The 26,280-nt window shown below is 40.6% G+C and carries 20 protein-coding genes and 1 riboswitch; of the genes, 9 read left to right on the forward strand and 11 right to left on the reverse strand.

Annotation, left to right across the window (positions count from 1 at the left end; translation table 11 throughout):
• Nucleotides 1-491: 491 nt before the first annotated feature.
• The 6 genes from ACJVDH_RS11845 (at nt 492) to ACJVDH_RS11870 (ending at nt 8,311) form a co-directional block, all read left to right on the forward strand.
• Nucleotides 492-1,265, forward strand: coding sequence for an SDR family NAD(P)-dependent oxidoreductase (locus tag ACJVDH_RS11845; RefSeq protein ID WP_443943613.1), 774 nt, complete (start codon nt 492-494; stop codon nt 1,263-1,265).
• Nucleotides 1,266-1,352: 87 nt separating this feature from the next.
• Complete coding sequence (locus tag ACJVDH_RS11850) at nt 1,353-2,264, forward strand: helix-turn-helix domain-containing protein (RefSeq protein ID WP_443943614.1); 912 nt, start codon at nt 1,353-1,355, stop codon at nt 2,262-2,264.
• A gap of 100 nt (nt 2,265-2,364) precedes the next feature.
• Entirely contained in the window at nt 2,365-3,471 is a 1,107-nt protein-coding gene (locus ACJVDH_RS11855) for a transglutaminase domain-containing protein (protein ID WP_443943615.1), read from the forward strand.
• 312 nt (nt 3,472-3,783) lie between these two features.
• Nucleotides 3,784-7,014: a c-type cytochrome biogenesis protein CcsB gene (gene ccsB / locus ACJVDH_RS11860; protein WP_443943616.1), complete on the forward strand. Its 3,231-nt coding sequence runs from the start codon at nt 3,784-3,786 to the stop codon at nt 7,012-7,014.
• 231 nt (nt 7,015-7,245) lie between these two features.
• Nucleotides 7,246-7,965 (forward strand): DUF3667 domain-containing protein, encoded by a 720-nt coding sequence (locus ACJVDH_RS11865; protein ID WP_443943617.1) that lies wholly within the window; start codon nt 7,246-7,248, stop codon nt 7,963-7,965.
• A 52-nt stretch (nt 7,966-8,017) separates the two neighbouring features.
• On the forward strand, nt 8,018-8,311 hold the full coding sequence (locus ACJVDH_RS11870) for a hypothetical protein (RefSeq protein WP_443943618.1): 294 nt from the start codon (nt 8,018-8,020) through the stop codon (nt 8,309-8,311).
• Nucleotides 8,312-8,331: 20 nt separating this feature from the next.
• On the opposite strand, the gene ACJVDH_RS11875 is transcribed toward ACJVDH_RS11870, so the two are convergent.
• Nucleotides 8,332-8,862 (reverse strand): NAD(P)H-dependent oxidoreductase, encoded by a 531-nt coding sequence (locus ACJVDH_RS11875; RefSeq protein ID WP_443943619.1) that lies wholly within the window; start codon nt 8,860-8,862, stop codon nt 8,332-8,334.
• Nucleotides 8,863-8,955: 93 nt separating this feature from the next.
• Here ACJVDH_RS11875 and ACJVDH_RS11880 point away from each other — a divergent pair, with 93 nt between their 5' ends.
• Both ACJVDH_RS11880 and ACJVDH_RS11885 read left to right on the forward strand, forming a co-directional pair.
• On the forward strand, nt 8,956-9,315 hold the full coding sequence (locus ACJVDH_RS11880; protein ID WP_443943620.1) for a winged helix-turn-helix transcriptional regulator: 360 nt from the start codon (nt 8,956-8,958) through the stop codon (nt 9,313-9,315).
• A gap of 120 nt (nt 9,316-9,435) precedes the next feature.
• Complete coding sequence (locus tag ACJVDH_RS11885; protein WP_443943621.1) at nt 9,436-10,500, forward strand: NAD(P)H-dependent flavin oxidoreductase; 1,065 nt, start codon at nt 9,436-9,438, stop codon at nt 10,498-10,500.
• A 103-nt stretch (nt 10,501-10,603) separates the two neighbouring features.
• Here ACJVDH_RS11885 and ACJVDH_RS11890 read toward each other — a convergent pair whose 3' ends face one another.
• From ACJVDH_RS11890 to ACJVDH_RS11930, 9 genes are all read right to left on the reverse strand, one after another.
• Entirely contained in the window at nt 10,604-10,861 is a 258-nt protein-coding gene (locus ACJVDH_RS11890; RefSeq protein WP_443943622.1) for a hypothetical protein, read from the reverse strand.
• Nucleotides 10,862-10,963: 102 nt separating this feature from the next.
• Nucleotides 10,964-12,709, reverse strand: coding sequence for an ABC transporter ATP-binding protein (locus ACJVDH_RS11895; protein ID WP_443943623.1), 1,746 nt, complete (start codon nt 12,707-12,709; stop codon nt 10,964-10,966).
• A gap of 116 nt (nt 12,710-12,825) precedes the next feature.
• The gene (locus ACJVDH_RS11900) at nt 12,826-13,371 is read right to left on the reverse strand and encodes a TlpA family protein disulfide reductase (RefSeq protein ID WP_443943624.1); all 546 of its coding nucleotides are present in this window, start codon (nt 13,369-13,371) and stop codon (nt 12,826-12,828) included.
• A 2-nt stretch (nt 13,372-13,373) separates the two neighbouring features.
• Complete coding sequence (locus tag ACJVDH_RS11905) at nt 13,374-15,569, reverse strand: transferrin receptor-like dimerization domain-containing protein (protein ID WP_443943625.1); 2,196 nt, start codon at nt 15,567-15,569, stop codon at nt 13,374-13,376.
• Nucleotides 15,570-15,592: 23 nt separating this feature from the next.
• Nucleotides 15,593-18,013: a zinc-dependent metalloprotease gene (locus ACJVDH_RS11910; RefSeq protein ID WP_443943626.1), complete on the reverse strand. Its 2,421-nt coding sequence runs from the start codon at nt 18,011-18,013 to the stop codon at nt 15,593-15,595.
• A 4-nt stretch (nt 18,014-18,017) separates the two neighbouring features.
• Nucleotides 18,018-19,478 (reverse strand): RagB/SusD family nutrient uptake outer membrane protein, encoded by a 1,461-nt coding sequence (locus ACJVDH_RS11915; protein ID WP_443943627.1) that lies wholly within the window; start codon nt 19,476-19,478, stop codon nt 18,018-18,020.
• A gap of 22 nt (nt 19,479-19,500) precedes the next feature.
• Nucleotides 19,501-22,668, reverse strand: a complete 3,168-nt coding sequence (locus ACJVDH_RS11920) for a SusC/RagA family TonB-linked outer membrane protein (protein WP_443943628.1) — start codon at nt 22,666-22,668, stop codon at nt 19,501-19,503.
• 247 nt (nt 22,669-22,915) lie between these two features.
• A riboswitch (SAM riboswitch) is annotated at nt 22,916-23,017 on the reverse strand.
• Between the two features lie 285 nt (nt 23,018-23,302).
• Nucleotides 23,303-24,178, reverse strand: coding sequence for an ATP-grasp domain-containing protein (locus ACJVDH_RS11925; RefSeq protein WP_443943629.1), 876 nt, complete (start codon nt 24,176-24,178; stop codon nt 23,303-23,305).
• A gap of 134 nt (nt 24,179-24,312) precedes the next feature.
• The gene (locus ACJVDH_RS11930) at nt 24,313-24,678 is read right to left on the reverse strand and encodes a winged helix-turn-helix transcriptional regulator (protein ID WP_443943630.1); all 366 of its coding nucleotides are present in this window, start codon (nt 24,676-24,678) and stop codon (nt 24,313-24,315) included.
• A gap of 77 nt (nt 24,679-24,755) precedes the next feature.
• Between ACJVDH_RS11930 and ACJVDH_RS11935 the strand changes: the two genes are divergently transcribed.
• Complete coding sequence (locus ACJVDH_RS11935; protein ID WP_443943631.1) at nt 24,756-25,634, forward strand: NmrA family NAD(P)-binding protein; 879 nt, start codon at nt 24,756-24,758, stop codon at nt 25,632-25,634.
• 140 nt (nt 25,635-25,774) lie between these two features.
• Here the strand turns inward: ACJVDH_RS11935 and ACJVDH_RS11940 are convergent, their stop codons facing one another.
• Nucleotides 25,775-26,164 carry a c-type cytochrome gene (locus tag ACJVDH_RS11940; RefSeq protein WP_443943632.1) on the reverse strand — a complete coding sequence of 130 codons (390 nt, stop codon included), beginning with the start codon at nt 26,162-26,164 and terminating at the stop codon, nt 25,775-25,777.
• Nucleotides 26,165-26,280: the final 116 nt, after the last annotated feature.

Raw genomic sequence — 26,280 nt, forward strand, 5'->3', positions numbered from 1 at the left:
TTCATATAATCCTCTCGACGGGCAAAATATGGGACTTTGCTATATACCAGGTTTACACCTGGTTTACCCTTTGTTTACCCCTTGGTTACCTATTCTTTACCTAAGGGGTAATAAATAGGTAATAAAAAGGTAAAGAAGAGGTAACCAACTAGTCTTTTTTTGGTCAGTCAGCATTAAATAAACCCTAAAAAATCGATTGGGAGTATATTATTTTGGAAGACTGATATACTAATGACCAGATCAAAATATATCGTGTATCGAATAGTGACGAGTTAAAAGTTTTGGAGCCTAGTCATTTCAAAATGAAATCACAACTCGATCTAATTATAGATTAAGTAGCGCACTTGTGCAGATTGTTCCCCAAAAACCGACACTAAGCTCCGAAAAAACGATTCAATCCCTGTTTAGGTTATCAATCTCCTTGATTTGGTTAAGTCTGCTGCGTGTGGTAAACCGATCTTTGTTGCATTCTTTAAATAAATTTCATTCTTATGGAAAATCAAACTAAAGCAGCAACGAAACAAAAACCTATAGCATTGGTAACCGGAGCAAACCAGGGCATTGGCTATCAGGTTACGAAAGAACTTATAGCCAATGGCTATGTCGTATTTATGGGCGTGCGCAATCTGCAAAAAGGCGAAAAAGCCGCAGCCGAAATTGGACCAGATGCAATCGCCATTGAGTTGGATGTAACCAAGCAAGGCACTGTGAGTACCGCAATGGCGCAAATAGAGAAAGAATATGGTATACTGGATTTATTGGTGAATAACGCTGGGGTTTCGCACGGCGGAAGCCCGGATAGATCTATGGAGGATATGCTAGCCGACGGAAAAGCACTTACCGCAACGCTTAACGAGGTTCGAACCGTTTGGGAAACCAATGTTTTTGGCGTAATTGCGGTAACACAAGCCGCTCTGCCTTTACTTAGAAAGGCTCAGGCGGCGCGCATTGTCAATGTCTCCAGCAGTTTAGGCTCTTTAACCCTGAATGCTGATCCAAAATCCTGGGCAAGAGAAAGCTTCGGTGTAGTATACGCGGCTTCCAAAACAGCCATGAACGCAATTACCCTGGCACTCTCCATTGAACTGGAGAAAGAAAACATCAAAGTGAATGCAGTAAGTCCGGGTTTTACCGCCACAGCACTGAATAACTTTCAAGGAACTGACAGTCTGGAAGTGGGCGCCCGTGAACCTGTTCGCGTAGCATTGGAAACGGATGGACCAACAGGAACTTTTACAGGTCCGGAAGGCATTGTCCCCTGGTAAAAATTTTGAATCCAACAATCGGAATACTGACCGTTTGTTTAAAAATCAACCGGTCATTTAAGTATCTTTAAAGTTTTTAAAAATGACATGCAGAATTTAACTAAACTGGAAACGATTGCCGATGTACACCGTGCCCACAATCTGACAGGCCCAACACATCCGCTTATTACGATGCTCGATGCCTCTAATGGTTATCTTAAAATGTGCAGCCTGCCGGAGAGTTATGTATTAAACTTCTATAAAATCACCTTTGTAACCAAATTTGGTGGAAAAATCAGGTACGGACAAGGCTATTACGATTTTGACCAGGGCAGCATGCTTTTTGCCTCGCCCAATCAGATTATGGGTAGCACTGCAGATTATGCCGATAATGAAGGTTACTCATTGCTAATCCATGCAGATTTTCTCCGTGGTTATCCTTTGGCCAAAAAAATTAAGCAGTTTGGCTTCTTTTCCTACGCTGCAAACGAAGCGCTTCATCTTTCAGAGCAAGAAAAATCAACCATAACGTCTATTTACACCATCATCAGAAATGAATTGAACAGCAGGATTGACGATTTTAGTCATGAGGTCATTATCGCGCAAATTGAATTGCTTTTGAGTTATGCCAAACGTTTTTATAAACGCCAGTTTCTGACCAGGAAAGTGGTTACAAATGATTTGCTTCAGCAACTTGAAGATTTGCTCGATGCATATTTCGAGGAAAACGAAACCGCAACTAAGGGCGTTCCAACGGTTCAGTTTCTGGCCGATACACTACATTTTACACCGAATTACCTCAGCGATATGCTGCGTTCACTTACCGGTTTAAATGCACAACAACATATCCATACTAAACTGATAGAAAAATCTAAAGAACTGCTAACCGCTACGGATAAAACCGTCAGTGAAGTTGCTTTTCAACTTGGTTTTGAACATCCACAATCCTTTACCAGATTGTTTAAAAATAAAACGCAATTGTCGCCACAGCAATTTCGTACTTCCTTTGTTAAAACATAAACAGACACCAAATACCAGAACAGAAGGTTTTGTAACTTATTCAGCGAATCAATTTTTAAATCTCACAGATTGCCTATCTTTAAGAACTAAGTTATCCTCAATGAAAATTCGCATTCTTTTTCAGGCAATTACCTGTACATTTTTCTCTTGCACCGCTTTCGCGCAGCAAAGTTTTAACAAAAAACCACTTTTGCTTGCCTCTTCTGAGCGTGCCGATATCGCAATCGGGCAAGATTGGTATGAAAACCGCTGGAGAATTTCGCCTGAAATTGAACGCGATACCATGAGCCTTAAACTTTATGGAAAAAGCGAAAGTTTTGCATTCAGAACAGATCTGGACAGTTTGCGTTTTACGATAAAACCCGGAGAAACGAAATCGTTCTATGTAAAACTAGGAGATGCGGCGCCTGCAAATACGTTTATTTCGGCAACGCCATACCAATGGGATAAAATCGCTTACGGAACCAATAATGCTACTTCGGATATCCATTTGTCTTTTGAAAACCAGAAACATGCTTACTTCGATTCTTTAAGAAAAACATATCCAATAGCAGATTTGATTGCCGGTGAAAAATCAGATACCGAAAAAGTACTCGCTATTTTAAACTGGACACATCATCAATGGAAACATGACGGTGGAAACTCGCCCAAAGGAAGTGATGGAATTTCTATTCTGAATGAAGCCAAAGCCGGTGGCAGATTTCCTTGTTTTGCCTATGCCATTGTACTCAGAGACCAACTTACGGCCTATGGTTTTCCAGCTCGCGTATTGTATCTGAAAACCAAAGATGCAGAAAACAGAAAAGGTTCGCCTGGCCATGTGGCTACAGAAGTTTACCTTAAAGATTTAAAAAAATGGGCTTTTATTGATGGTCAGTTTAATATAATGCCCATGCTGAGTGGTAAACCTTTAAACGCGGTAGAATTTCAACAGGCATTAAGCAACAACTATGAAAAAGTGGTTATGAAAAGTTTGGATGCGGTTTCTAAACGCAGCTATACAGAGTTTGTTTATGACTATTTATATTACCTTGATACCGCACTGGACAACAGAATTGCTGCAGATAAACGCTCTGATGGAAAACGTTCTGTCATGCTGATGCCCCTGGGCGCGCCGGAATTAAAGAAAATTGCTTTCTGGAATTCTACAGTAGATTATTGCATCTATACAAATAGTATGAAGGATTTCTATCCGGTTATGGAGTAGCAATTAAGTCGGAAAGTCCGGAGACCGATGTTTTGGCGTTAAACCTGTTATTTGCCTAACACTTCTTAAAGTCGGAAAGTCTGATGTACGGAGTGCTGGTATGCAATACTAAACTTACATAAAGCAGTTTCTTATAGTTGGAAGTATGGCCTTTAGATTTATTCTTCGGACTCCCGACCTCTGACCACAGACTTTCCTCCTCCTTACCCGACGGTCATCGTTTATTCAAATTAACAGAAAACGTTCACCTGGCAAAACATAGGTTGTAACTTGGCGGCCAGAAAAACCAATATCTTCTACAGATCCGATTTGATGAACAAAATTACCAAAACTATCTTCTCTACCCGAACCACGGGTTTTATGCTCCTTCTTTTCGCCCTGGCTATGGCCATTGCCACTTTTATTGAAAACGATTACGGTACACCCGTAGCCAAAGCATTGGTTTACGAGAGCTGGTGGTTTGAGCTGGTGATGGTGATATTGATGTTAAATTTCATTGGCAATATTGTACGATACCGTTTGTTCAGAAGAGAAAAATGGCCTGTACTTGTATTTCACCTGGCCTTTATCTTAATTTTTATCGGCGGAGCGATTACACGCTACATCAGTTTTGAAGGCGCAATGCATATTCGTGAAGGCAGCAGCAGCGATGAAATTGTTTCAGACGGTTCTTTCCTTAAAGTGCAGATTGCAAAGGGCGAACAAGCACTGGCTTACGATGATGTTAAAGCAAATTTTATCCCTAAAGATGTTCCTGGTTATCTTTCCATATTTCGTAAAAGCTTTAAATCTCAATACGATTTTATGGGGCAGTTGGTTACCGTTCGTTTGTTAGACGTTGTACCCAGAGCACAAGACAGTTTAATTGCTCAACCGAATGGGAAACAAATCCTCCATTTGGTTACATTGGTTGGCGGAAACCGCGAAAATAAATTTATCCCTTCCGGTACCACACAATTAATCGAAAATACACTGGTGAGTTACAACAACCAAACAGCTGGTGCAGTAAATTTTTCAGATACAGAAGGCGCATTGAAAATCAGCAGTCCGTTGGAAGGAAATTTCATGATTATGGCAACGCAAACCCGTGGGGTTTTGGCTAAATCAGACGTTGCAGTTCCGCTGAATTTACGCAGTTTATATACCATCGGAAATCTGGTTTTTGTGGTACCACAGCCACCAAGTCCGGGAGAAGTTAAAGCTTTTCCAGGCGATAAAACCAAAAATGAGCATGATCCCGACCAGATTATTATGGAAATTTCAACAGCAAATACTGTAGACACGGTTAATTTTAGAGGAGGCAAAGGCCTTACCGGATTTCAGCATCAGGCCGCAATTGATGGATTAACCGTTTCATTGGGTTATGGTTCTAAAATTTACCATGCACCTTTCCGCATTCAGCTGGATAAATTCCTTCTGGAGAAATATCCGGGAAGCAACAGTCCGGCGTCTTACTCTTCTGATGTGACTTTGCTGGATGGAAACACCACTAAACCGTATAAAATTTTCATGAACCATATTCTCGATCATAAGGGTTACCGTTTTTTCCAATCGAGTTATGACGGTGATGAAAAAGGAACTATACTTTCTGTAAACCACGATTTCTGGGGAACTACCACAACATATGTTGGTTATACCTTATTATTCCTCGCCATGTTTGTAACCCTTTTCTGGAAAGGAAGTCGTTTTTCAGATCTCAATCACAAACTGAAAAAATTATCGCGTTCCCGTGCTGTAATGCTCTTGTTGATGTTGGGTTTTGGCACTTCTGCATTTGGGCAAAAAATTGATATGCATGGCCCATCAGAAGAATCTGGTGCTGTGCATAATCACGCAGCAGATTCTGGACTCAACCACGTACATACAGCCCCGCAAACTGCTACAGAAACAACATCAAATATTGCCGGCGCACCAACGTCCAGCACACACATTGATCGCGAACATGCAGATGAATTTGGTTCTTTAATGGTTCAGAATGTAGATGGAAGATTTGAACCTGTAAATACAATGGCGCTTGATATTTTGCGCAGAATTTACGGTAAAGATGAATTTAGTGGCTTAACGGCCAACCAGTTTTTGCTTTCTGCAATGATAGAACCGGTTAACTGGGCCCAATTGCCAATCATTAAAGTGAGTGGTAAAGGTGGTAAAGAACTCTCTACTATTGTTGGTGCAAACGAACAAGGTTATACTACCCTTTTTAACCTGTATGAAATGGGAAGCGATGGCAATGCACATTTCAGACTGGAACGTGAATACATGCAGGCGTTCGCGAAAAAAGCTTCGGAACAAAATAGTTTCGATAAAGAAGTAATTGAGCTGAATGATAAACTGCAAGCCATGCAAGTGCTCATGAGCGGCCAATATATGCGCGTCATGCCAATTCCAAATGATCCCAATCATAAGTGGGCAGCAATTGCTGAAGGCAGAAGTTTCAGAGAAGCCGGAATGGATGATCCGATGTCACTTTATCTAAAACAGGTTGCTGCCGGAAATTGGAAAGAAGCCAAAATAGAACTGGATAAATTAAAAAATATCCAACAAAAACTGGGCGGCGACGTGATTCCATCTGCAGCAAAAATCAATTGGGAAATTAGCTACAACTCCTGGAATGTTTTCTTTAAACTGATGATTACCTACTCTATCCTCGGTACCATCATTTTGTTTCTTGGCTTTGTAAAACTCTTCCGCGATTCCAAATTGCTCAAAAATTTAATCCGCGCCTGCTTTGTAGTGTTGTGTATTGCAGCTGCTATTCAAGCTTTTGGGTTAGGTATTCGCTGGTATATTTCCGGACACGAGCCCTGGAGTAACGGATATGAAGCCGTTATGTTTATCAGTTGGATTGGTGTTTTATCAGGCATGTTCCAATACCGCAACAGCAATGCATTTATTCCCGCCGCAGGTTGTTTAATTGCCGTGATTCTAATGGGTTTTGCCCATGGCGGTTCTCAAATGAACCCACAAATTACTCCACTTGTTCCGGTTTTAAAATCGTACTGGTTGATGATTCATGTGGCCATCATTACGGCCAGTTATGGTTTCTTTGGTTTAGGGGCGCTAATTGGTATGGTGGTTATGCTACTTTACATAGTGGGCAATAAAAAAATCTCCAAAAAAGTTGCAGAATCTATCAACGAACTGACCATTGTAAATGAAATGTCTTTAACCATTGGTTTGTTTCTTTTAACCGTAGGTACATTTCTTGGTGGAATCTGGGCCAATGAAAGTTGGGGAAGATATTGGGGTTGGGACCCGAAAGAAACCTGGGCATTTATCTCGGTTTTTGTGTACGCCTTTGTATTGCACGTACGTCTGATTCCAAAAATGCAGGGAAAATATTTATTCAACTTATTGGCGTTACTAAGCTTTTCATCAGTAATAATGACTTATTTTGGCGTAAATTATTACCTATCCGGACTTCACTCTTACGCCAAAGGCGATCCTGTTCCGGTTCCATCGTGGGTGTATATTACAACTGCCGTTATTTTTCTAACCGCTGCATTGGCATATTGGAGAAAATCCAAAATAACTAAAGCATAGATAAACAGTAATCAGGTAAATCAGTTTACCCATAAGAATAAACCTGAGGGGCAGATTTAAGTTTCTGCCCTTTTTTTATTGGAAAATTGTCCAGCGTGTACAGGTCTAATCTAAATTCCTGAATTGATAATTTTGACGTAAACCTATTTAACGATTTCAAAAAAATCCATAACTTGGCTATATATTTATTAATGTTCTCGGGCACAGAAAAGTGTCCTTATTTCAAATCAGATGATAATTTGTAAAAACTGCAATACCGATATTGTACAAAATTACTGTTCCAACTGCGGACAGCCAGCCCAGCTAAAAAGAATTGACGGTCATTATCTTACACATGAAATGGAGCATATCCTCCATTTTGAACGTGGCATTTTGTACACCATCCGCGAGCTGATAACCAATCCTGGTAAAAACATCAAAAATTACCTTACAGAAAACCGAAGTCGATTGGTTAAACCCATCATTTTCATTATTGTAACCTCACTTATTTATTCCTTTATTAGCCATTTTTTCCACATTGAAGAAGGTTATGTCCGATATATGGAAAAACAGGAATCGGCAACAGGCGCAATTTTTAAGTGGATTCAATCTCACTACGGTTACACCAATATTATTATGGGTATTTGCATTGCCTTTTGGGCAAAATTATTTTTTAGAAAGCAAGGCTATAATTTATTCGAAATCCTGATTCTGATGTGTTTTATCATGGGGATGGCGATGTTGATTCTGGCGGTTTTTTCTATTCCAAGTGGCATTTTTCATATCGATATTTTGCAGTTTGGCGGAATGGTTTGTTTGGTTTACACCATTTGGGCAATGGGCCAGTTTTTTGATAAATCTAAAATATCTGCTTACTTGAAATCTCTGCTGGCTTATTTTTTAGGGATGATTAGTTTTGGAATCATTGCGATACTGATTGGCGTTACGGTCGATTTGCTTTTAAAGCATTAAATCAGATTTTGGTATGTAGAAATCCTCATCTAAAATCTTACCTTACCACAGTATGAAAAGCCTTGATGAATTTAAAATTACTTTAAAAAATACGGCCCCTGATGCCGACCTTTCTGTGCAACTAAAAGCGCTTTGGTATGATGGTAAAGGAGATTGGAATCGTGCGCATCAGCAAGTAGACCAGTTGCATGATCGTTCTTCTGCCTGGGTTCATGCCTATCTTCACCGCAAGGAAGGCGACATTTGGAATGCCGACTATTGGTATAAAAATGCCAGGCAATCCCGCCCGGATGTTTCGCTGATGCAGGAATGGGAAAATCTGGTTTCCACATTCCTGAACATCTAACAGAATCTTAGTAAAAAAAGCTACAACGCATTCAAATAATCAAGATATAAAGGAACACTTTTTTCAATCCATTCTGGTGTGCTGTTGTATTCCATTCCGTAGTATGCAAAAGGTGTTCGATAATCTGCTTTAACATATTCAAAACTCAGCTCAAACGGACGCAGCAGCTCGTTTAGTGTATATTTATAATCGCCTTTTGCGCTATACTCCGCTTCATCTACGCCGATTGAAACCGCCAGTGCAACGGTTTTACCGCCCATTTTATATCCGCTTTTACTGCCGTATGCCCAACCGTGCGTCAGTACCAAATCCATCCATTTTTTATAAAAACCCGGACAACTAAACCAATAGAATGGAAACTGAAAAACAATTTTATCGTGTGCTTCAATTAAACGCTGTTCTGCGGCAACGTCTATAATTTCATCGGGATAAACCTGATGCAAATCATGAATGAGAAATTGATCAGGATATTGTTTAAGTTCATCTACCCAGCGTTTATTTACGACAGATTGTTCCATATCTGGATGAATGACAACTATAAGTGTTTTCATGTGTTTTAGATTGATTGGGTACAAAATTACGGTACATCAGCTATATTTGACGCCCCGGCAACCAATTGTAGGGTACTATAAAAAATGTAAGTTATGACGAAAATAAAGGAAACATCAACCAATTTTGCCAATAAACAGGCCCTGGCCGAAGAATGTCCGGAGGTGTATGCAGCTTATATTATTGGTGGTCAGTGGGCGCTGGTTATCTGTTCCTGGTTGATGAATGGAAAATTAAGATTTAGTGAACTGCGAAAACATTTGCCCAACATAACCGAACGGATGTTGAGCTTGCAGCTGCGCAAACTGGAACAGGATAAAATCCTGACACGTAGTGTATATCCTGAAGTACCGCCACGTGTAGAGTACGAACTTACGCACGTTGGCTATGCCTTACGTCCAGTAATTGAACAATTGGAGATTTGGGGAGAACAGCATAGAAAACTGGAAGATTAACCCCCCTCTTGATTAGCAAAAAATGTTTTTTGAATGTGAAATTTCAGGTCAACTTTTGATGTTTCAAACCTCATTCACCAAATTTGGAGATAAGAAAATGCACATGTAAAATCTGCAGAAATGAATTGGAAAACGACCATTAGCGATCAACTTGAAATTGACTACCCGATTATTCAGGCGCCAATGTTTGGCGTTGGCACTCCAGAAATGGTTGCAGCGGCTAACAGTGCCGGCGCTTTGGGTTCACTCCCACTCGGCGATCTTTCTGCCGCGCAGTGTATAGAAAAAATCCGCGCAACAAAAGCATTAACCAACCGGCCTTTTGCGGCCAATATCTTTGTAAATGCGATTCCGGAAGTGACCATCGAGCTGGAAAATCAATATGAAAATTCACGCAGATATATAGAAACATTTGCAGCAGCGCATAACCTGCATGTACAATTACCGGCTTTTGAAGAAATTTCCATCACACGCTATACCGATCAGGTAGATGCATTAATTGAGGAAAGATGTAGAATTGTTAGCTTCACCTTTGGCAATCTGGATGAAGAAAACATCCGCAAATTCAAAGAAAATGATACCACATTAATTGGAACCTGCACAAGTGTTGCAGAAGCCGTAGCGCTGGAAAAATCTGGCATAGACATCATTTGCGTTCAGGGTTTTGAAGCTGGCGGACATCGCGGCAGTTTTGAAGCAGAAAACATTCCTGAAATTGGCGGATTTTCTTTACTTCCGCAAATTAAGGCAATCTGCAAAAAGCCTATTGTATATGCAGGCGGAATTTACAATGCGCAAACCTTAGGCGCTGCACAAATTCTTGGTGCTCAAGCCTTCCAGGTGGGCAGCTTACTTCTTTGTTCAGCAGAAAGTGCCCTGATGGATTTCGAAAAAAAGCGACTTTTGCAGGCCAAACCAGATGAGATTGTGCTTAGCAAAAACTTTTCCGGCCGTTATGCACGCGGCATTAGAAACACATTTATAGACTTTAGCGATAAAGCTTCCATTTTGCCGTATCCGTATCAAAACAAACTGACTGCAGCATTAAGGAAACAAGCGAAAGAAAGCTTAAATGTTGATTTTGTAAGCATTTGGACCGGAAATTCTTTGCCTGCGTTCTCAACAGACTCAACAAGCAAAATTCTTCGGGATTTGATTTTTGACGCCGGTAATTTTCAGAACTAGCCGGAGATCCGTAATTGATTTAGCAACACAAGAATCTTAAAATCAAACCGTAACGAGAATTAACTAAAATATTGAATAAGCGGGAACGATAAAAAATCCAGGCTTAAAGATGTTGAGCAATCATTTTACGGATCGATTTTAAATCCGGAATCTTGATTGATGGATCTTTAATCGTGAGTTTGCTCAAACGCTGAAGAAACCGATCAACCCGAACAAGATATTGCGCGGTGTGTTTTTGCATCGCCTTTAAAACGGCTTCATTGATATCTTTACCCACTTCAATCTCAGTATTTGCCGATTTGGCTGAGAGTTCGGATAAACATTCGAAAAGAATATCTTCTGCGCTCAATAATTTGTTCATATAACAAATTATCCATAAACCATGCCATAATCCACTAATTCAAGACAAATTAATACGCAAAATATTTCTATGTTCAGGTAAACACCCTCAGTTCAGCCATATCTAAACGCGTCGTTCGCCAATTTGCTGGCGCCACATGGAATAATACAGGCCTTTCTGTTGAAGCAAATCGTCATGCGATCCTGTTTCTGAAATTTTACCTTTTTCCAATACGTAAATTCGATCGGCATGCATAATGGTAGACAATCGATGTGCAATGAGGATGGTCATTTGCTCACGGCGTTCAGAGATTTCGCGGATGGTTCCAGTAATCTCTTCTTCCGTAAGAGAATCTAGTGCGGATGTGGCTTCGTCAAAAATGAGCAGCCGGGGTTTTCGGATCAGTGCCCGCGCGATGGAAATCCGTTGTTTTTCTCCTCCAGACAATTTCATTCCATTCTCGCCCAAAATGGTATTGATCCCGTTTGATGCCCGCTGAATAAGTCCGGTTGCCGAGGCTTTACGTAAAGCTTCATGAATTTCTTCATCCGTGGCCAGAGGATTTACAAACAACATATTTTCGCGGATGGTTCCGGCATATAACTGTGTATCCTGAGTTACGAAACCTATTTGTCGCCTGAGCGGGTTGTAGCGTATGGTTGTAGAATTAATGTCGTTAAAATATATAGATCCTTCAACCGGCAAATACAAACCAACCAATAACTTGACTAAAGTAGATTTTCCAGATCCTGAAGGGCCGACAAAGGCAATGGTTTCGCCTTGCCGGGTAGTAAATGACAAGTCATCTATTGCATTATAGTTTGCCGTTTTGTGCCGGAATACCACATGCTCAAAAGACATGCTTTGTAATGCCGCTACTTCTACAGAATCCTTAGGTCTTTGCTCTATAGGCTTTTGCATAAGCACATCGAAACTTTTCATTGAAGCATCAGCTTCCCGGTACAGAACAATCATATTGCCTAAATCCTGCAAAGGATTAAATATGGCTGTGGAAATAAATTGCATTGCAATCAATTCTCCTGTACTCAGGATCTTTCTGAAAATAAGCCACAACAAAATAAACAAAACAGATTGTTTTAGCAGATTGAGCAGGTTTCCCTGTAAAAAAGAAAGCGCACTCACTTTACGGGCTTTTAACATCTCCAATTTAAAGATATTCAGTGTTTGCAAATTTAGCCGACGAATTTCTGGAAACGTAAGTCCGAGGCTTTTTACCAGTTCAATGTTGCGCAAACTTTCTGTAATTACTCCTGCCTGTGCATCAGTTTGACGATTTATCGCGCGTTGCAGTGTTTTTATCCGTTTAGAAACCAAACCTGTGAGCGAACCCAGCAGAACCACGCCAATGAAAAATACAGGAACCAGAATCCAGTTTTTGTTGATGCTGTACCAAAGGAGAAACCCTACACCTACCAAAGAGGAAAATAGAACATTTATAAAGGAGTTGATAAATCGCTCTGCATCTGTTTTTACTTTTTGAAGAATAGCGAGGGTTGTTCCGCTTCGGCTTTCTTCAAATTCCTGGAAAGATAACCTCAGGGTTTGTTTCAATCCATCGTTGAAAATATTCATACCAAAACGTGCTACAGCTTTCCGGGTTACATATTCCTGAATGGCTTTGCAACATTTAGCAACAACGGCAACAGCCAGCGCCAGCAACAACCAATAACTTACTTCTGTAATCAATTGTCTTTCGGGTAAGTTTTTCTGATTTGTGGAGTAATGATCGATGATCTTTCCGAAAATAATCGGATCAACCAGATTGAGGAGCTGTGCAACTGCAGCCAGTATTAAAGAAAGGACAACAAGAATTTTATGTGGTTTTAAATAATTCCAAAGGATCTGCATAACAATGGTTGTGAAAATACAACGTGGAAACTGAAAATTGGTTTTTATCTTTTCGTATAAAGCACAGAAGCCCTCCAATAGGAGAGCTTCTGTCTATATAACGCTTATTTGAGGAATTATTTTTTCGCCAGTTGATCGATGGCTTTAATCATTGATGCAAACTCTTCCTTATCGTATAATCTGGTGAGATACTGAATCTTACCCGTTTCATCTATAATTACATTTCGGGTTACGCCTGCTTTTTTATCCGCAAAGCGATAAAAAATCCCGGCTCCCGGATCCAGTGCCAAAGGATAGGAAATATTCATATCCTGATGAAATTTCTGCACCTTTTCTAAAGGTTCATCGCGGTCTACGCCAATCAGCACTACATTTTTATCTTTATATGCCTGCCACAAATCTTTCTCCAGATAAGGCATTTCTTCTCTACAAACTTTACACCACGAAGCAGTAAATTGCAGCACCACAATTTTACCACGCAGTGCTTTTAAGTTGGTTTTGCGCCCGTCTTGCAGTATAAGTTCAAAATCATCTGGTGCCTGGTCTCCAACTTTAACCAGATAACCGCGGGCGTCGCTATTGGGATTTTCAAATTTCTTTTCTTGTGCATTGCTTACTACAACCAGTAAGACCAATGCAAATAGGAATGCAAACTTTTTCATATTTATTTATAAATTGAGTTTAATGTTTCATTTAAAGCGTTTACAGATGCCGTTACACGGGTAAGTTCTGTAGACAATTCATCGTAATGTCCTTCTTCTAAAGCTTCGCGAACACCAGGAATGGTTTTAACGCCGTAACCAGTATAAAAGCCGGGCGCATAAATACTGTGTTTATACCAAGGTCTGCGCGGTAAACCGCCGTTAAGCAATAAAGCTTGTTCTGCACGGTATAATTTAATGTTCTGCGCAGCCAACGCTTCAGAATTTCCGTTAAAGGCAGATTTGCGTGCAGCCAAATCTTTCGCTGCTTTCTCTAGTTGTGCAATCGCCAAATCGAGTTGTGTGTAATCAATCTGTGGAATTGCTTTGGCAACTTTTGGTGCCACAACACGGTCTTTATTACCGGCGGCAGTTTTATAAAAACCTCCTGAAACAAGCTTCTGCTGGTAACTTTGATTCTTAGTTAAGGTTTCTGTTTGCGTTTTTAATTCGTCAGAATAAGATTTTATGGCCTTGTACAGACCTTCAAATTCAAAAGGCAGCTGATCGGCATCTGCAAGTTTCAGAACAGTATGGCCGGCAACTTCGGATAATGCTACGCCATAACTGAAATCCGGATCTTTAAAGCGGATATAATTGTCGTAAGAATCATAAATTGAATGATACTCGCCACCTTCTCCTTCTCCAGAGAACGCATAATTTACACTTGGAATGCCCAGATGCTGCAAAAAAGCAGAATAATCAGAACCTGTTCCAAGTGCGCCCAATGCATATTCTTCATTTTTCAAAATACTTTCGCCTTTTTGTGGCGTAGCTGCATTTATCGCATCGTTGGCTTTTTTACGGTCGAATACCGAGGTTCCCGTTTGCGGATCATTCACTTCTTTAGAGATTTTGGTCACAAAGTTTGTGAGTGCATGAGAACCACCTGCCCGCAGAAAACCGCTGCTGTTGTTGTCGCTATTGATGTAGGCAACGGCTTTTTTACTCAGTTCATCAGCATGATCTTCTACCCATTCTGTAGAACCCAGCAAAGATGGTTCTTCGCCATCCCAGGCACAATACACCAGCGTACGTTTTGGGCGGTAACCTTGTTTGGCCAAAAGGCCGATAGCTCTCGCTTCTTCTAAAAGTGAGGATAAACCACTTACAGGATCAGAAGCACCGTTTACCCAGGCGTCGTGGTGATTTCCTCGGATGACCCATTCGTCCGGATATGTACTTCCTTTTAATTTTGCGATGACGTTATAAGCCGGAACGGTTTTCCAGTCGTGTTTAATTTTTAGGTGCACTTTTGCACCATTCCCGCCACCTACGTGATAGGTAAAAGGCAAAGCGCCACGCCACGCACTTGGCGCAACCGGCCCTTCTAAGGCCTTTAATAAAGGTTCTGCATCTCCATACCCAATTGGCAATACCGGAATTTTCAAAATGGTTTCCGCATCTTCGCGGTTTAATCTTTTAGCATTTTTATTGGATGCGTAACCTGGTGTAAGCGGATCGCCGGGATAAACTACCATATCCATAACAGAACCGCGTTGAACGGTTTGCGGCGTTTTAAAAGCGCCTTTAGGATATTCATCGCCTTGCACATAACCATCATCAGCCGGATCAGAATAAATGATACAACCAATTGCACCGTGTTCATAAGCCACTTTTGGTTTTATTCCGCGCCACGATTTACCATATTTTGCAATTACAATCTTACCTTTAACATCAATACCCAGTTTTTCAAGCTGTTCGTAATCTGCCGGAAGGCCATAATTTACGAAAACCAATGCTCCGGTAACATCGCCATCGGCGCCCCAGGCATTGTAGGTTGGCAACTGACCATCCTGACCAGAGGTTGCATCTTCTGCCAATGCCGGTTCTTTAAGACTTGCCGTAAAAGTTGTAGGCGCAATAAGTTCCAGCTTTCTTTCAATCGGTGTTGGAAATAAGACCTGGTAAGTTTCGATTTTACTCTCCCAACCATATTGCTTAAACAACCTGTTTAATTCCTCTGCAATCCATTTGCCTTGCGCAGAACCGAGATGGTGTGGTTTGGCAGAAAAGGTTTTAATGTATTTCCCGATGCTGTCTTTACTCAACTGTGCATCAAACCTGCTCAGTACGTCCTTCTGGTTTTGCTGTGCAAAAAGCGCACTGCTGCCCATGGTCAATAAACTGATGAGTAAGCTGTATTTTTTGTTGATCATTGTATAAAATTGAGGATTAAGGTTTAAAACATTCCATCCATGCCAATAGGTGCACCTGGCGGAATTTGTATTTTAGGTAGAGTTTTATATTCTGTTGGTTTCTCTTTAAAAGCTTCGATTTCTGCAAGCAATTGTAAACGGCTGCTTTGCGATTGCTGATCGCCTTCATCTGCATGCAGTTTTAACCACGCAGCAAGTTCATTTATTTTCAGTCTGGCCTGGCCTTTTACATTTGCCGGAACATCATCCTGAATGGCTAGTGCAAACAAGTAATGCAAGGTTAAATTGTTAACCAGAATACGCAGTTGCGCATTCATACCGGTTCCGATTTTATTGTAAAAAGTCTGAGTAAAAAGCTGGTCGATGACCTTTAATAAACCGGGTTGTTTTGAATCCCGTGCCGAATATTCCGTTAAACGTGCTGCGCGTTCCGGATCGAGGATTTGTGAAAGTGTTGTAGACGCCAGTGATTCTGCCGCCGCAAGCGGATCAAAAGGTGTTCCCGTATTGCTTTTAAACAATTCTACTGTTGAAGAATAACCTGCCGGGCGCGGTGGAATGATGGCAATCAACTTTTCAGGAATTGCCAGTTCTGCAGGTTGCAGGCTTTTTAACAATAAACCAAGTGCCTGAGTTTGCTTGTCTGGCGCAATTAATTCGGTGACTTTCTGTCCATCGCCTTTTAAAGCAAAAGTATAATCTAATCCCCCTATGTATTTAGAAACGGCCAGCAACTGGTAACGGTGCATTAAATATACAGGTACCAAAACCTCTTGCAGCGTGGCCATTGGCGCATCTTTCTGAATGGCATTCTCTGAAAGTTTGCCTAATACGGTTGCACGGATTTTCATCAATCTATCCAGCTCTGCAAGTGGCTCACTCCCATTGTCCCAAACGTGTGCCAAAGGATGGACGTTCCCACCTTCGTCTGGAATCTGGATAAAACCTTGTTTTAGCGTTTCATCCATTACTTTATCCAAAGCTTTATTCTCATCGGTGCCCGCATCAAATTCTCCATAACCCCAGGCAATTGCCCTCTTGTCCCATTCTCCAATTCCGGTTGCATAAGCCTGGCTTACATCTATATTTCCTTTAGCATCCATTGTATAATAAGGTGCAGGATAATCCATTACAGATGTACGTCCTTTAATGCTGGCGCTAAAATTATGATACAAACCAAGTGTGTGGCCAATTTCATGTGCCGACAATTGCCTGATTCTGGCGAGTGTAAGTTCTTTAAGTTTTGCAACTCCGGTTTCATTGCCATGATATGGCTGCAAAAGACCTTCGGCGATAAGATAATCCTGTCTGTGGCGATCTGATCCTAAAGTTACCACACCTTTAATAATCTCACCTGTACGCGGATCGATATAGGACGAACCGTAAGAATATCCTCTGGATTCACCGGCACGGTCTACCCAGTTTACCATATTGTAGCGAATATCCATCGGATCGGCACCTGCCGGAAGTTCTTTAACCTGAAATCCATCAATAAAACCTGCAGCAGTAAATGCCAGGTTCCACCAGTTTCCGCCATCAATCAATGCCTTTTTTATGTCAGCGGGAGCGCCACGGTCTACATAATACACAATGGGTTCTTTAACCTTGCTTGGTGCAGCGCCCGGATTTTGTTTTTCCAGTCGTTGTCTGCGCGAGAAACGGGCAACCAAAGGTTTTTCCATTCCTGCAGAAAAATCATAATAACTAAAGAGATTAAACCCTGACCGCGGATCAAACTTTCGCATTTTAAAACCTTTTTCAGGCAACTTGGCAAAAGACTGATGCATTTTTACCGTTATAGAGGTTTGATCTGGTGCAATATTTCCGCCAGATGCAAAAGGACCTTGTGGTGCAACACCACCGGTAAAAGTAGCCAGACTTTCAAACTCTGTATTGTTTGGAAAATTACCAATATGGCTCCATTCAAGCGCGCTTCTGCTTTCTTCAAACTTATATGTTCCGCCGGCAATTTTAGATATAGATTGTGCGAGGTTCTGGCTATCCTGAATTAAAAACGGCGTTAGATCGACATATACTTTCCCATCGGTAGAAACCAAAGCTTTAAAACCCCAGATTACGGATTGCGGAAAAGCGTTATCAACCGCAATCTGTTCATCAGGATTATCAGAAATTGCCCGGTATTGCAAATTCGGTTCAACAAGCAGCACTTTATTTCCGGTACGCACAAATTTCACCAGCTTAGAACGTGCTTTTCCACGCTCGGCAATACCATTACCCAAACCGCCGGGCAAAGAACTGAAATAAAGCACTTCCTCATTAAGGTGATTCATTTCCAGAAAAATCCGGTCTTGTGTTGCATCATAATAAAACGGGAAAAAACCATCGAATTTTTTAAATCCTTTTACCGGATCAGTTCCTTGTGCCCAAAGTGTTGCTGAGCAACACATAAGTAAGGCGAAAAAATAGTTGAAGCGAGTTGTCATACGCCTAATATAGCTTATTGGTTGCAAGTTCAGTATTGGCCGCAGGGAAAATATAATTATCTGCTGTAGAGGCAACTGCGGGCGTTTGCAAATTACTATCGCCCTTTGCCGGCAAGGTTTGCAGGTTACGCAATAAATCGGGGCCACGAAAACCTTCCCCAAGCAATTCAATCCGACGTTCTTTCCAAATGGTTTCTACCAAGGCTTGCTGTGTTGCCGTAGAAGCGGATGGAAAAACAAAACTGGCGTCTGAACGTTGATGAACGGCTTTAAGCAAATTGGTTGCAAGTGTAAGATCGCCTAATTTTGCAGCAGCTTCTGCATAGTTTAGCAAAACTTCTGAATAGCGGATTACAGGGATATAATCCAAAAATGGCGATGGTTTTGCATATTTTTTAAAATATTGTTTCCCGGATACGGTTCTGGTTAACGCTCTCCTGTCATCTGTGCTACTCCATTGTGCATCGCCCAGAATACCAGATGGATTCAAATAATACTCCAGATTGGTATTGTAAACATAAGCGATAGCCGACTGGCCGGTATAAGAATCCAAACTACTCATTGGCATACTAAAAATCGATTCTACGCTGGTGTAATCACTTGCAAAAATGGCTGCAATACTGGTTTGAAGACTGTGTTTTACAGCGGTAGCCGTTGTACTGAATGGCGCTGCAGTTTGCGGTGCAAGCTTTGCCGCTTCTGCTGTTACTTTTGCCCAGTTGTTCATAGATAGATACACACGCGTTTTTAGTGCTATTGCTGTACTCGCATGCGCTCGTGTGGTATTCAGTTCATTACTGGTGTAATTTTGTGGTAAAGTGGCTTCAGCATCGTCCAGATCTTTTATAATTTGTGCATAGATTTCGGCAACGCTACTTCGGGCCAAATCGTTGTTGGCTGTTCCGGTTTCTGCAACCAAACGCAAAGGCAAACCTTTAGATGCACCTGCATTTTTATTGTAAGGTTGAGCATAGCTAACTACTAGACTATAGTATGCCAATGCACGCAAAAATTTGGCTTCTCCGGTGTATTCTGCTGCTTTCTGCGTAGTCACAATGCCAGGATTTGCGGCAAGTCCGGCAATCAGAACATTGGCATTGTTAATTGTTGTATAACCCGCAGACCAAAGGTTATTGATATCATTAGATCCTGAACTGTAGGAATTGTTCCAGCTTTCATACGCTGTGTACGTATTTGCAGTAAGGTTGATAAAATCTTCGCCTCTTACATCCTGATACAGCAAATAACGTCCGCCATATAAACTGGCAGCTTTAAGCGCTTTATAGATTCCATTTACCAAACCTTCAATCCGAGCAGGCGACTTAAAAATATCCGAATCGGAAATGGTGGTTTGTGGAGAAATGGTTAATGAATCTGTTTTTTCGCAAGCACTAAACGTAATAATTGTTAGTGCAGCAGAAAATGCGAATGTTTTTTTTATGATTGGATTGAAATAATTTTTCATTTGATTTTAATTAGCTAACAGGTTAAAAACTAAGGTTAATACCTAAAGTAAACGTACGGCCCTGGCCAATAGAATTTTTCTCTACGCCCATGCTGGTGGTAGAATTTCCATTTGATGACGATTCAGGGTCGGTTCCGGTATACCCTGTAATCAGGAATAAATTTGATGCTTGTGCATAAACGCGCAAGCTGGAAACATCAATTTTAGACAAAAGTGTTTTAGGTAAAGAATATCCGAAAACCAACGATTGAAGGCGCAGAAAATCTGCTTTCTCTACGTTATCAGAAATTGAAAAACCGCTTGATCCGTTAGAAATTACATCGTTATAAACCAGTCTTGGGATATTAGTTACTTGTCCGGGTGTAGTCCAACGGTTTAACGCTTCGGTAGAATTGTTGTAAAAACGCTGATCAAGAAGTGTTCCGCGGGTACCGTTCATCACTTTATTTCCACCAGAATAACTGATGCTCACGGCAAGGTCAAATGATTTGTATTGAAAAGTATTGGATAAACCGCCATACCAGGTTGGCAAAGCATTACCAAGTACCTGATAATCGGCAACAGTAATTGCTGGCGCTGTTGTACCGTCAAGATAAGTCCAGTTGCTTTGTCCGGATGCAACAGCCGCGCTGTATTGCACTTTTTGGCCGTTTTTATTGATAAAAATCTGACGTCCGTTTTCTGGGTTAACACCAGCAGTTACGGCGCCATATAAGCTTCCGGCAGAATATCCTACACGGGTAACATTGTTTGCTTCTGTAGTGGTGTGGGTATAACCAATAATATCGCTATTTCCCTCTGCCAAAGCCGTAACTCTATTTTTTACGTGTGTATAATTGAAGGATGCATTCCAGCGGAAATTATCTTTGCGAAGGATAGATGCATTTAAACCCAGTTCGATACCTCGGTTATACATAGAACCCACATTCGCCAGAATTGCATTGCCCGGAAGGCCTTTAGATGGCGATTGCGGACTGCTTAAAATCAAACCGTTTACATTATTATTAAAGAAATCTGCTGTAAACGTTAACCGATCTTGCCACAAACCTGCTTCCAAACCGATGTTGGTCTGCTCACTGGTTTCCCAACCCAAATTTGAGTTTCCAGCTTGTGCCAAAGCCCAAGTTGCCGCTGTTCCGTAAATAGAAGAGCCGTAAAGGTTTAATGATGCGTAATCAGAAGATAGATTTCCATTGCCGACGCGGCCCCAGCTCCCTTTAATTTTCAATGCGTTCACGACAGTACTGAATGATGAATTTTTATAAAAAGATTCTTCGCTAACAGACCAACCGGCAGAAACACCACCAAAATTTCCGTATTTATTTACTGCGCCAAGTGCAGAGTTTCCATCCTTACGGAAATTTCCGGTGATGAAATATTTGCCTTTATAATCATAAGAAAGTCTGAAAAAAGACGACAGATATAACTTTTCTGATAATGCATTTCCCGATGATTTTATCGTACCCCAGGTACCTTGGTAATTTTCAAAAAACAGATCCGAAGCGGTGGTTTGGTTAGCGCCCCACGATGAAAATTCAAACTTCTGAACGTCATATCCCGCAAGGGCAGAAATGTGGTGAACTTCTCCGAAACGTTTATCGTAAGAAAGACTATTCGTGAAATTGTAGTTGTTGCGTAATGCAGAAACATTGGTTACAGAACCGCCTGTAGAAAATGCAGATGAACCAAGAATTGGGCTGAGATACGTTTTATCCTCAGATCTTAACCGATCCAAAGCGTAGTTACTGTCAAATTTTAATCCGTCAAGCAATTTAAAGCTCGCATGGATATTTCCAATAATGTGATCGTTTGTTGTAGAGTAATCGCTGTTGTCAAATAATGCGCCAGGATTGTACAATGTATTCGTAAATAAATTTTTACCTGCACCAAGTGTGCCGGTACTGCTTAAATTGTAAGAACCGTCTGCGTTAAACGGCGAAACATTTGGCGGCAAAACAAGTGCAAGACGTGCGGCACCAATAAGCAACAACGTACTGTTACTTAAAGAACCTGTATTTTGCGATTGATTAAGCGTGTTATTGTAAGACACATTACCACTTAATTTGAACCATTTGGTTACATCATGATCAATATTGAAACGAAGTCCTTTACGTTCAAAATCATTGTCTTTTGTAATACCTTCCTGCTTAGAATAGTTGCTGGAAAAGTAATATTTTGTAGTTTCATTTCCACCGGCAATACTGATATTGTGGTTGTGTGATACTGCCGTACGGTAAACCTGATCGTACCAGCGTGTATCAACTGCAGATCCATCGGCATTGGTTGATGGAAAAAACAGTGCGGAAGCTACACTTGCATTATTTTGATTACCAGTTAAAATTTTACTGTTTAATACAGCTTCATTTTTAAGTTCCATATATTGGTTTGCATTCAGCAATTCTGGTAAACGAACTGCAGATGTAAGTCCGACCCAACCATCGTAACTTACTTTTGCTTTGCCTTGTTTACCACGTTTTGTAGTAATTAACAAGACACCGCCCGCAGCGCGAGAACCATAAATTGAGGTTGATGCGGCATCTTTCAAAACATCAATAGATTCTATATCTGCCGGATTGATGTCTGCAAGTGGATTATTCGGAACCGAAGTACTGGTAGAAATATCTCCGGTGTTAATCGGAATCCCATCTACTACTACAAGTGGATAAGAACTTAAAGAAATAGAGTTTACACCACGAATGCGGATAACCGGAGGATTGTTTAACACCCCATTTGGAATAGATATATTCACACCAGATGCTTTACCGATCATACCTTGCTCAAAGCTCTGAACGGGAATATCTTTTAGTGTTTCGCTGGTGATTCGTGCGGCAGAACCCGTAAATTCTTTTTTGTTCTGCGTACCGTAACCAACTACAAGAACATCTTTTAAACTGGTATTAGAAGATTTTAAACGCACATCGCCAGATGAAGATGCGGTAGATTGCGTAAGTGTTTCGTAACCTACATAACTAAATGTCAGGCTTTTATCTGCACCGGTCACAGAAATGGTAAACTGGCCATTTCCATTTGTTGCAGCACTACGGCCGCTTGCCGAAGCTTTAACCACAACACCAGGCAACGGACCGCCGCCATCGGCATCTTTTACCGTGCCGCTGATTTTACGATCCTGCGCAAATACCTGTGCAGAAACTCCGGTGATTAAAAATAAAAAGAGTAAAAATTGTTTCATATCATTTGGTTTATTTTAAACATAATAATCCCCTTAGCCTTTTTTTAAGAAGACTTTAAAGCGCTATACAGCGTGGAAGAAAATTTTAGGGCATGTAACTAACTACCTGTTTTTCTGAAGCTTTATGAATTAGCACAGGTTTAAAATTGTGTCGATACAGGTTATACAAGAATTTGGTAATCATGTGAATAGTATAAGGTTGATTGTTTAACTTTTCGCTTATACAGAACTCCCAAAGGAAATCTCTCTCTTATCTCTCCTCTTGTTAGAGGAAGGATTTAGCACCTTATTTGGCAACAGGTTGCTAAGACATCATCGGGCCCATTCCCTCAGTCTTTCTGGATAAGTCAACCAGGATATTAACTCCTGACAGCAGCAAATATATACAAAATAGGTAGACTTTATATTCTATTGTTAAATTTTTAACAATTAGACTTATATAATTCTGATAATCAGTTTAATAAATTTTATCAAAAAGAAGCAATGAAGGAGAGCGAAAAGCGAAAAGCAGAAAGAGTAATGCGGAGAGCGTAATGCGGAGAGCGTAACGCTAAAAGCATTTTGCCTACGCACCAAATACTATTTTACTAATAAACAAATGATTAATGAACCAATAGCCAATGACGAATGAACTTTACTTGCCTACACTCCTCTTAATCGCTTGCGCGTAACGTTGCACAGCATCTGAATGATAAGCAAGATATAAGAACGGCTCTATAAGTTCGAGCTCCATTAGTTGAAATTCGCCATTAATTAAAAGACCATCAACACGAGCATAAACACTATCTGGCGCAAATTTGGAAATATAGTCAGATGCTTTTTGAATTTGTTCTGCTGATGGTTTTACTTCTTCAATTGTTCCACCGAAAATCTGTTGCACGCGGAAATCGCCGGTTTTTGGTTTTTTAATAATCGTATGGCTGTATTCTCCACCGAAAAATAAAAAAGACCATTCGCCTTCACGCACTTGCTCCATAAATGGTTGCGCAATCAAATCAATATCTTTCAGCAACGTCATTATCTCTGATTTTCTTTCTAAATAATGATCGCGTTCTACAATAAATGTATTTTTTGATCCACCACTTATACATGGCTTTATGATGATTTTATCCACGTACAATTCCCCAAATACCGATGTTAATGTGCCATTCCATCCACGATCTAAAAAAACCGAAGGAATTACATCCATACCCGCATTGGCAATCTCCTTCAGGTAATGTTTATCGGCGTTCCATTTTACGATCTGGTAATCGTTCAGCAACTTAACGCCCAGTTTTTCCAACGCGTTTAGCCAGCTATTAAAAGCTTCAAATTTTTGATGATAATCCCACGGGCATTTCAACAGAGCGAAATCAAAATCAGACCAATTTACCTTTGGATCATCCCAAACTACAGATTCAATATTCAGTCCTTCTTGCTGAAGAAAAGGAAGTGTATCTGTATTTTCATTGAAATTATTGGCTGCAGAATAATTGTTTACTCCACTATAAGTAATGTAGGCTATTTTCATTTTGCTTTTCTGCCAGAAATTTAAAACCAGCCGATTGAGGCAAATTTAGAAAAGCAATGCAATTTTAATCCAAAATGGGAGAAAAAATTTAAGGGCAGCGATATAGCTATATGAATGAATACAACCGGAAATGCCTAGTCGTTGAAAACGCCATCCATATCTTGAAAAGCCCATGCAGCCATCGCATCAATAACGGGTAACAAACCTTTGCCCGCCGCGCTCAGTTTATAGGTTACAAATGGTGGCACAACGGCTTTCGCCTGTCTAATAAGCAATGAATCTGCTTCCAACTGTTTTAAGTGCTGAATCAATACTTTCTCGGTAATAGCCGGAATGCATCTACGGATTTCGCTGTAGCGTTTCTCGCCTTGCGAAAGATGATAAAGAATAATGGGTTTCCAATGCCCGCCAATCTTCTCCATTACATACGTAACCGGACAAGCAGCCAATGCATATTGTTTATTTTCTTGTATGGTAGAATTTTCTTTTATCGCCGTCATTATACATACTTTAGGGTAAGTACTTGTAAAAAAGTATGCACAAATATACCTTTGTTTCATCATTTAAAAAAACAATTATGAAAATTACAATAACAGGTTCTTTAGGGAATATAGGAAAACCATTAACTACAATATTAACAGCATCAGGCCACGAAGTTACCGTTGTGAGCAGCAGCGCAGATAGAACATTAGAAATTGAGAATTTAAACGCAAAAGCGGCGATTGGTTCTGTTAGTGATGCAGATTTTTTGACTGAAGCGATGCGGGGTGCCGATGCCGTTTTTGCAATGACACCTCCAAACTTAGGTGGTTCAAACATTTTGGCCAATACAATTAATGCCGGAAAAGCTTTAGCAACAGCAATTGCAGCATCTGGTGTAAAACGTGTAGTTATGTTAAGCAGTATTGGTGCAGAACATGCAAATGGAACTGGCCCAATTGCAGGATTGCATGCCATTGAAGCGCTTTACAGCACACTCGAAAACGTATCGTTAACCTATTTACGTGCAGGTTATTTTTACACCAATTATTTCAATGACGTGCCATTGATCAAAGGTATGGGCATTATTGGAGCAAATTATCCGGCTTCAACAACAATTCCATTGGTGCACCCGGCAGATATTGCTTCGGCAGCTGCCGAAGAATTGACAAATGCCAAAACCGGCACAGATACTCGCCTTATTGTGAGCCAGGTTTTAAGTGCTCAGGAAATTGCCTCTATTTTAGGTGCTGCAATTGCTAAACCGGAATTGCCTTGGGTTGAGTTTACAGATGAACAATCTTTTGATGGCATGAAACAAGCCGGCTTACCAGAAGAAATGGCTATGCTGTACACTGAAATGGGCACCGCAATACGCAAAGGTTTACTTTCAGAAGAATTTGAGAAGCAAGGCGCGCCAACGCAAGGTCAAACTAAATTTGAAGATTTCGCTAAAACATTTGCCTCTTCATTTTAGACTAAAAATGCGCACAAAAAACCCAGATTACTTGCATAATCTGGGTTTTTATTTTTTCAATCTGCCGCAATAGCCTCAAACCTTTTAATCAAATTTGATTGATACTATTTTCTCAAAGCGATTTCCTAAACACTACATAATTATTTTGCCGGTTCAGATTTTCCGTTGTGGCAGGTAATACAGGAAATGGCCATCGGTTTCCCATCTTTCATTTCATCGTGAAAATATTTTTTATTGATTTTTGCTGTCATGCGCATCATCTCTCGGGCAATATCTTTTTCAGGCTTCTCATCGCTGGCGAAATCCATTCGCTTAGGATTGTCTTTCATCGGCACGTGGCAATAACCGCAACGTACACCTAAAGCCATTTTAAAATTATCCATCACTTTATCCAAATCTTCTTTAGAAATGTTTTTAGGCAGTACTTTCAGGTTCTTTGCTTTATAATCTTCTTGTTTTGGCATAAATGCACTCAATGATCCGGCAAGCGCCAGCAATACGCCAAGAGCAATTGTTTTTCTGTAATACATGTCTGTTAGTTTTTATTTAACTAAATTAATCAATAGGAAGAACAGATTTTTACCTGTTTTGGATTTTAACAGATTTGATACCGCCTATATTTAGACTGAATTTAAGCGCGATAGCC

Source organism: Pedobacter terrestris (assembly GCF_052343045.1).
In the GTDB taxonomy this organism is placed as follows: Bacteria; Bacteroidota; Bacteroidia; order Sphingobacteriales; family Sphingobacteriaceae; genus Pedobacter.

Excerpts from the sequence above, each read along its gene's own strand:
- ACJVDH_RS11845 (WP_443943613.1), top strand. The coding sequence starts at position 492 with ATGGAAAATCAAACTAAAGCAGCAACGAAACAAAAACCTATAGCATTG.
- ACJVDH_RS11850 (WP_443943614.1), top strand. The coding sequence starts at position 1,353 with ATGCAGAATTTAACTAAACTGGAAACGATTGCCGATGTACACCGTGCC.
- ACJVDH_RS11855 (WP_443943615.1), top strand. The coding sequence starts at position 2,365 with ATGAAAATTCGCATTCTTTTTCAGGCAATTACCTGTACATTTTTCTCT.
- ccsB (WP_443943616.1), top strand. The coding sequence starts at position 3,784 with ATGAACAAAATTACCAAAACTATCTTCTCTACCCGAACCACGGGTTTT.
- ACJVDH_RS11865 (WP_443943617.1), top strand. The coding sequence starts at position 7,246 with ATGATAATTTGTAAAAACTGCAATACCGATATTGTACAAAATTACTGT.
- ACJVDH_RS11870 (WP_443943618.1), top strand. The coding sequence starts at position 8,018 with ATGAAAAGCCTTGATGAATTTAAAATTACTTTAAAAAATACGGCCCCT.
- ACJVDH_RS11875 (WP_443943619.1), bottom strand. The coding sequence starts at position 8,862 with ATGAAAACACTTATAGTTGTCATTCATCCAGATATGGAACAATCTGTC.
- ACJVDH_RS11880 (WP_443943620.1), top strand. The coding sequence starts at position 8,956 with ATGACGAAAATAAAGGAAACATCAACCAATTTTGCCAATAAACAGGCC.
- ACJVDH_RS11885 (WP_443943621.1), top strand. The coding sequence starts at position 9,436 with ATGAATTGGAAAACGACCATTAGCGATCAACTTGAAATTGACTACCCG.
- ACJVDH_RS11890 (WP_443943622.1), bottom strand. The coding sequence starts at position 10,861 with ATGAACAAATTATTGAGCGCAGAAGATATTCTTTTCGAATGTTTATCC.
- ACJVDH_RS11895 (WP_443943623.1), bottom strand. The coding sequence starts at position 12,709 with ATGCAGATCCTTTGGAATTATTTAAAACCACATAAAATTCTTGTTGTC.
- ACJVDH_RS11900 (WP_443943624.1), bottom strand. The coding sequence starts at position 13,371 with ATGAAAAAGTTTGCATTCCTATTTGCATTGGTCTTACTGGTTGTAGTA.
- ACJVDH_RS11905 (WP_443943625.1), bottom strand. The coding sequence starts at position 15,569 with ATGATCAACAAAAAATACAGCTTACTCATCAGTTTATTGACCATGGGC.
- ACJVDH_RS11910 (WP_443943626.1), bottom strand. The coding sequence starts at position 18,013 with ATGACAACTCGCTTCAACTATTTTTTCGCCTTACTTATGTGTTGCTCA.
- ACJVDH_RS11915 (WP_443943627.1), bottom strand. The coding sequence starts at position 19,478 with ATGAAAAATTATTTCAATCCAATCATAAAAAAAACATTCGCATTTTCT.
- ACJVDH_RS11920 (WP_443943628.1), bottom strand. The coding sequence starts at position 22,668 with ATGAAACAATTTTTACTCTTTTTATTTTTAATCACCGGAGTTTCTGCA.
- ACJVDH_RS11925 (WP_443943629.1), bottom strand. The coding sequence starts at position 24,178 with ATGAAAATAGCCTACATTACTTATAGTGGAGTAAACAATTATTCTGCA.
- ACJVDH_RS11930 (WP_443943630.1), bottom strand. The coding sequence starts at position 24,678 with ATGACGGCGATAAAAGAAAATTCTACCATACAAGAAAATAAACAATAT.
- ACJVDH_RS11935 (WP_443943631.1), top strand. The coding sequence starts at position 24,756 with ATGAAAATTACAATAACAGGTTCTTTAGGGAATATAGGAAAACCATTA.
- ACJVDH_RS11940 (WP_443943632.1), bottom strand. The coding sequence starts at position 26,164 with ATGTATTACAGAAAAACAATTGCTCTTGGCGTATTGCTGGCGCTTGCC.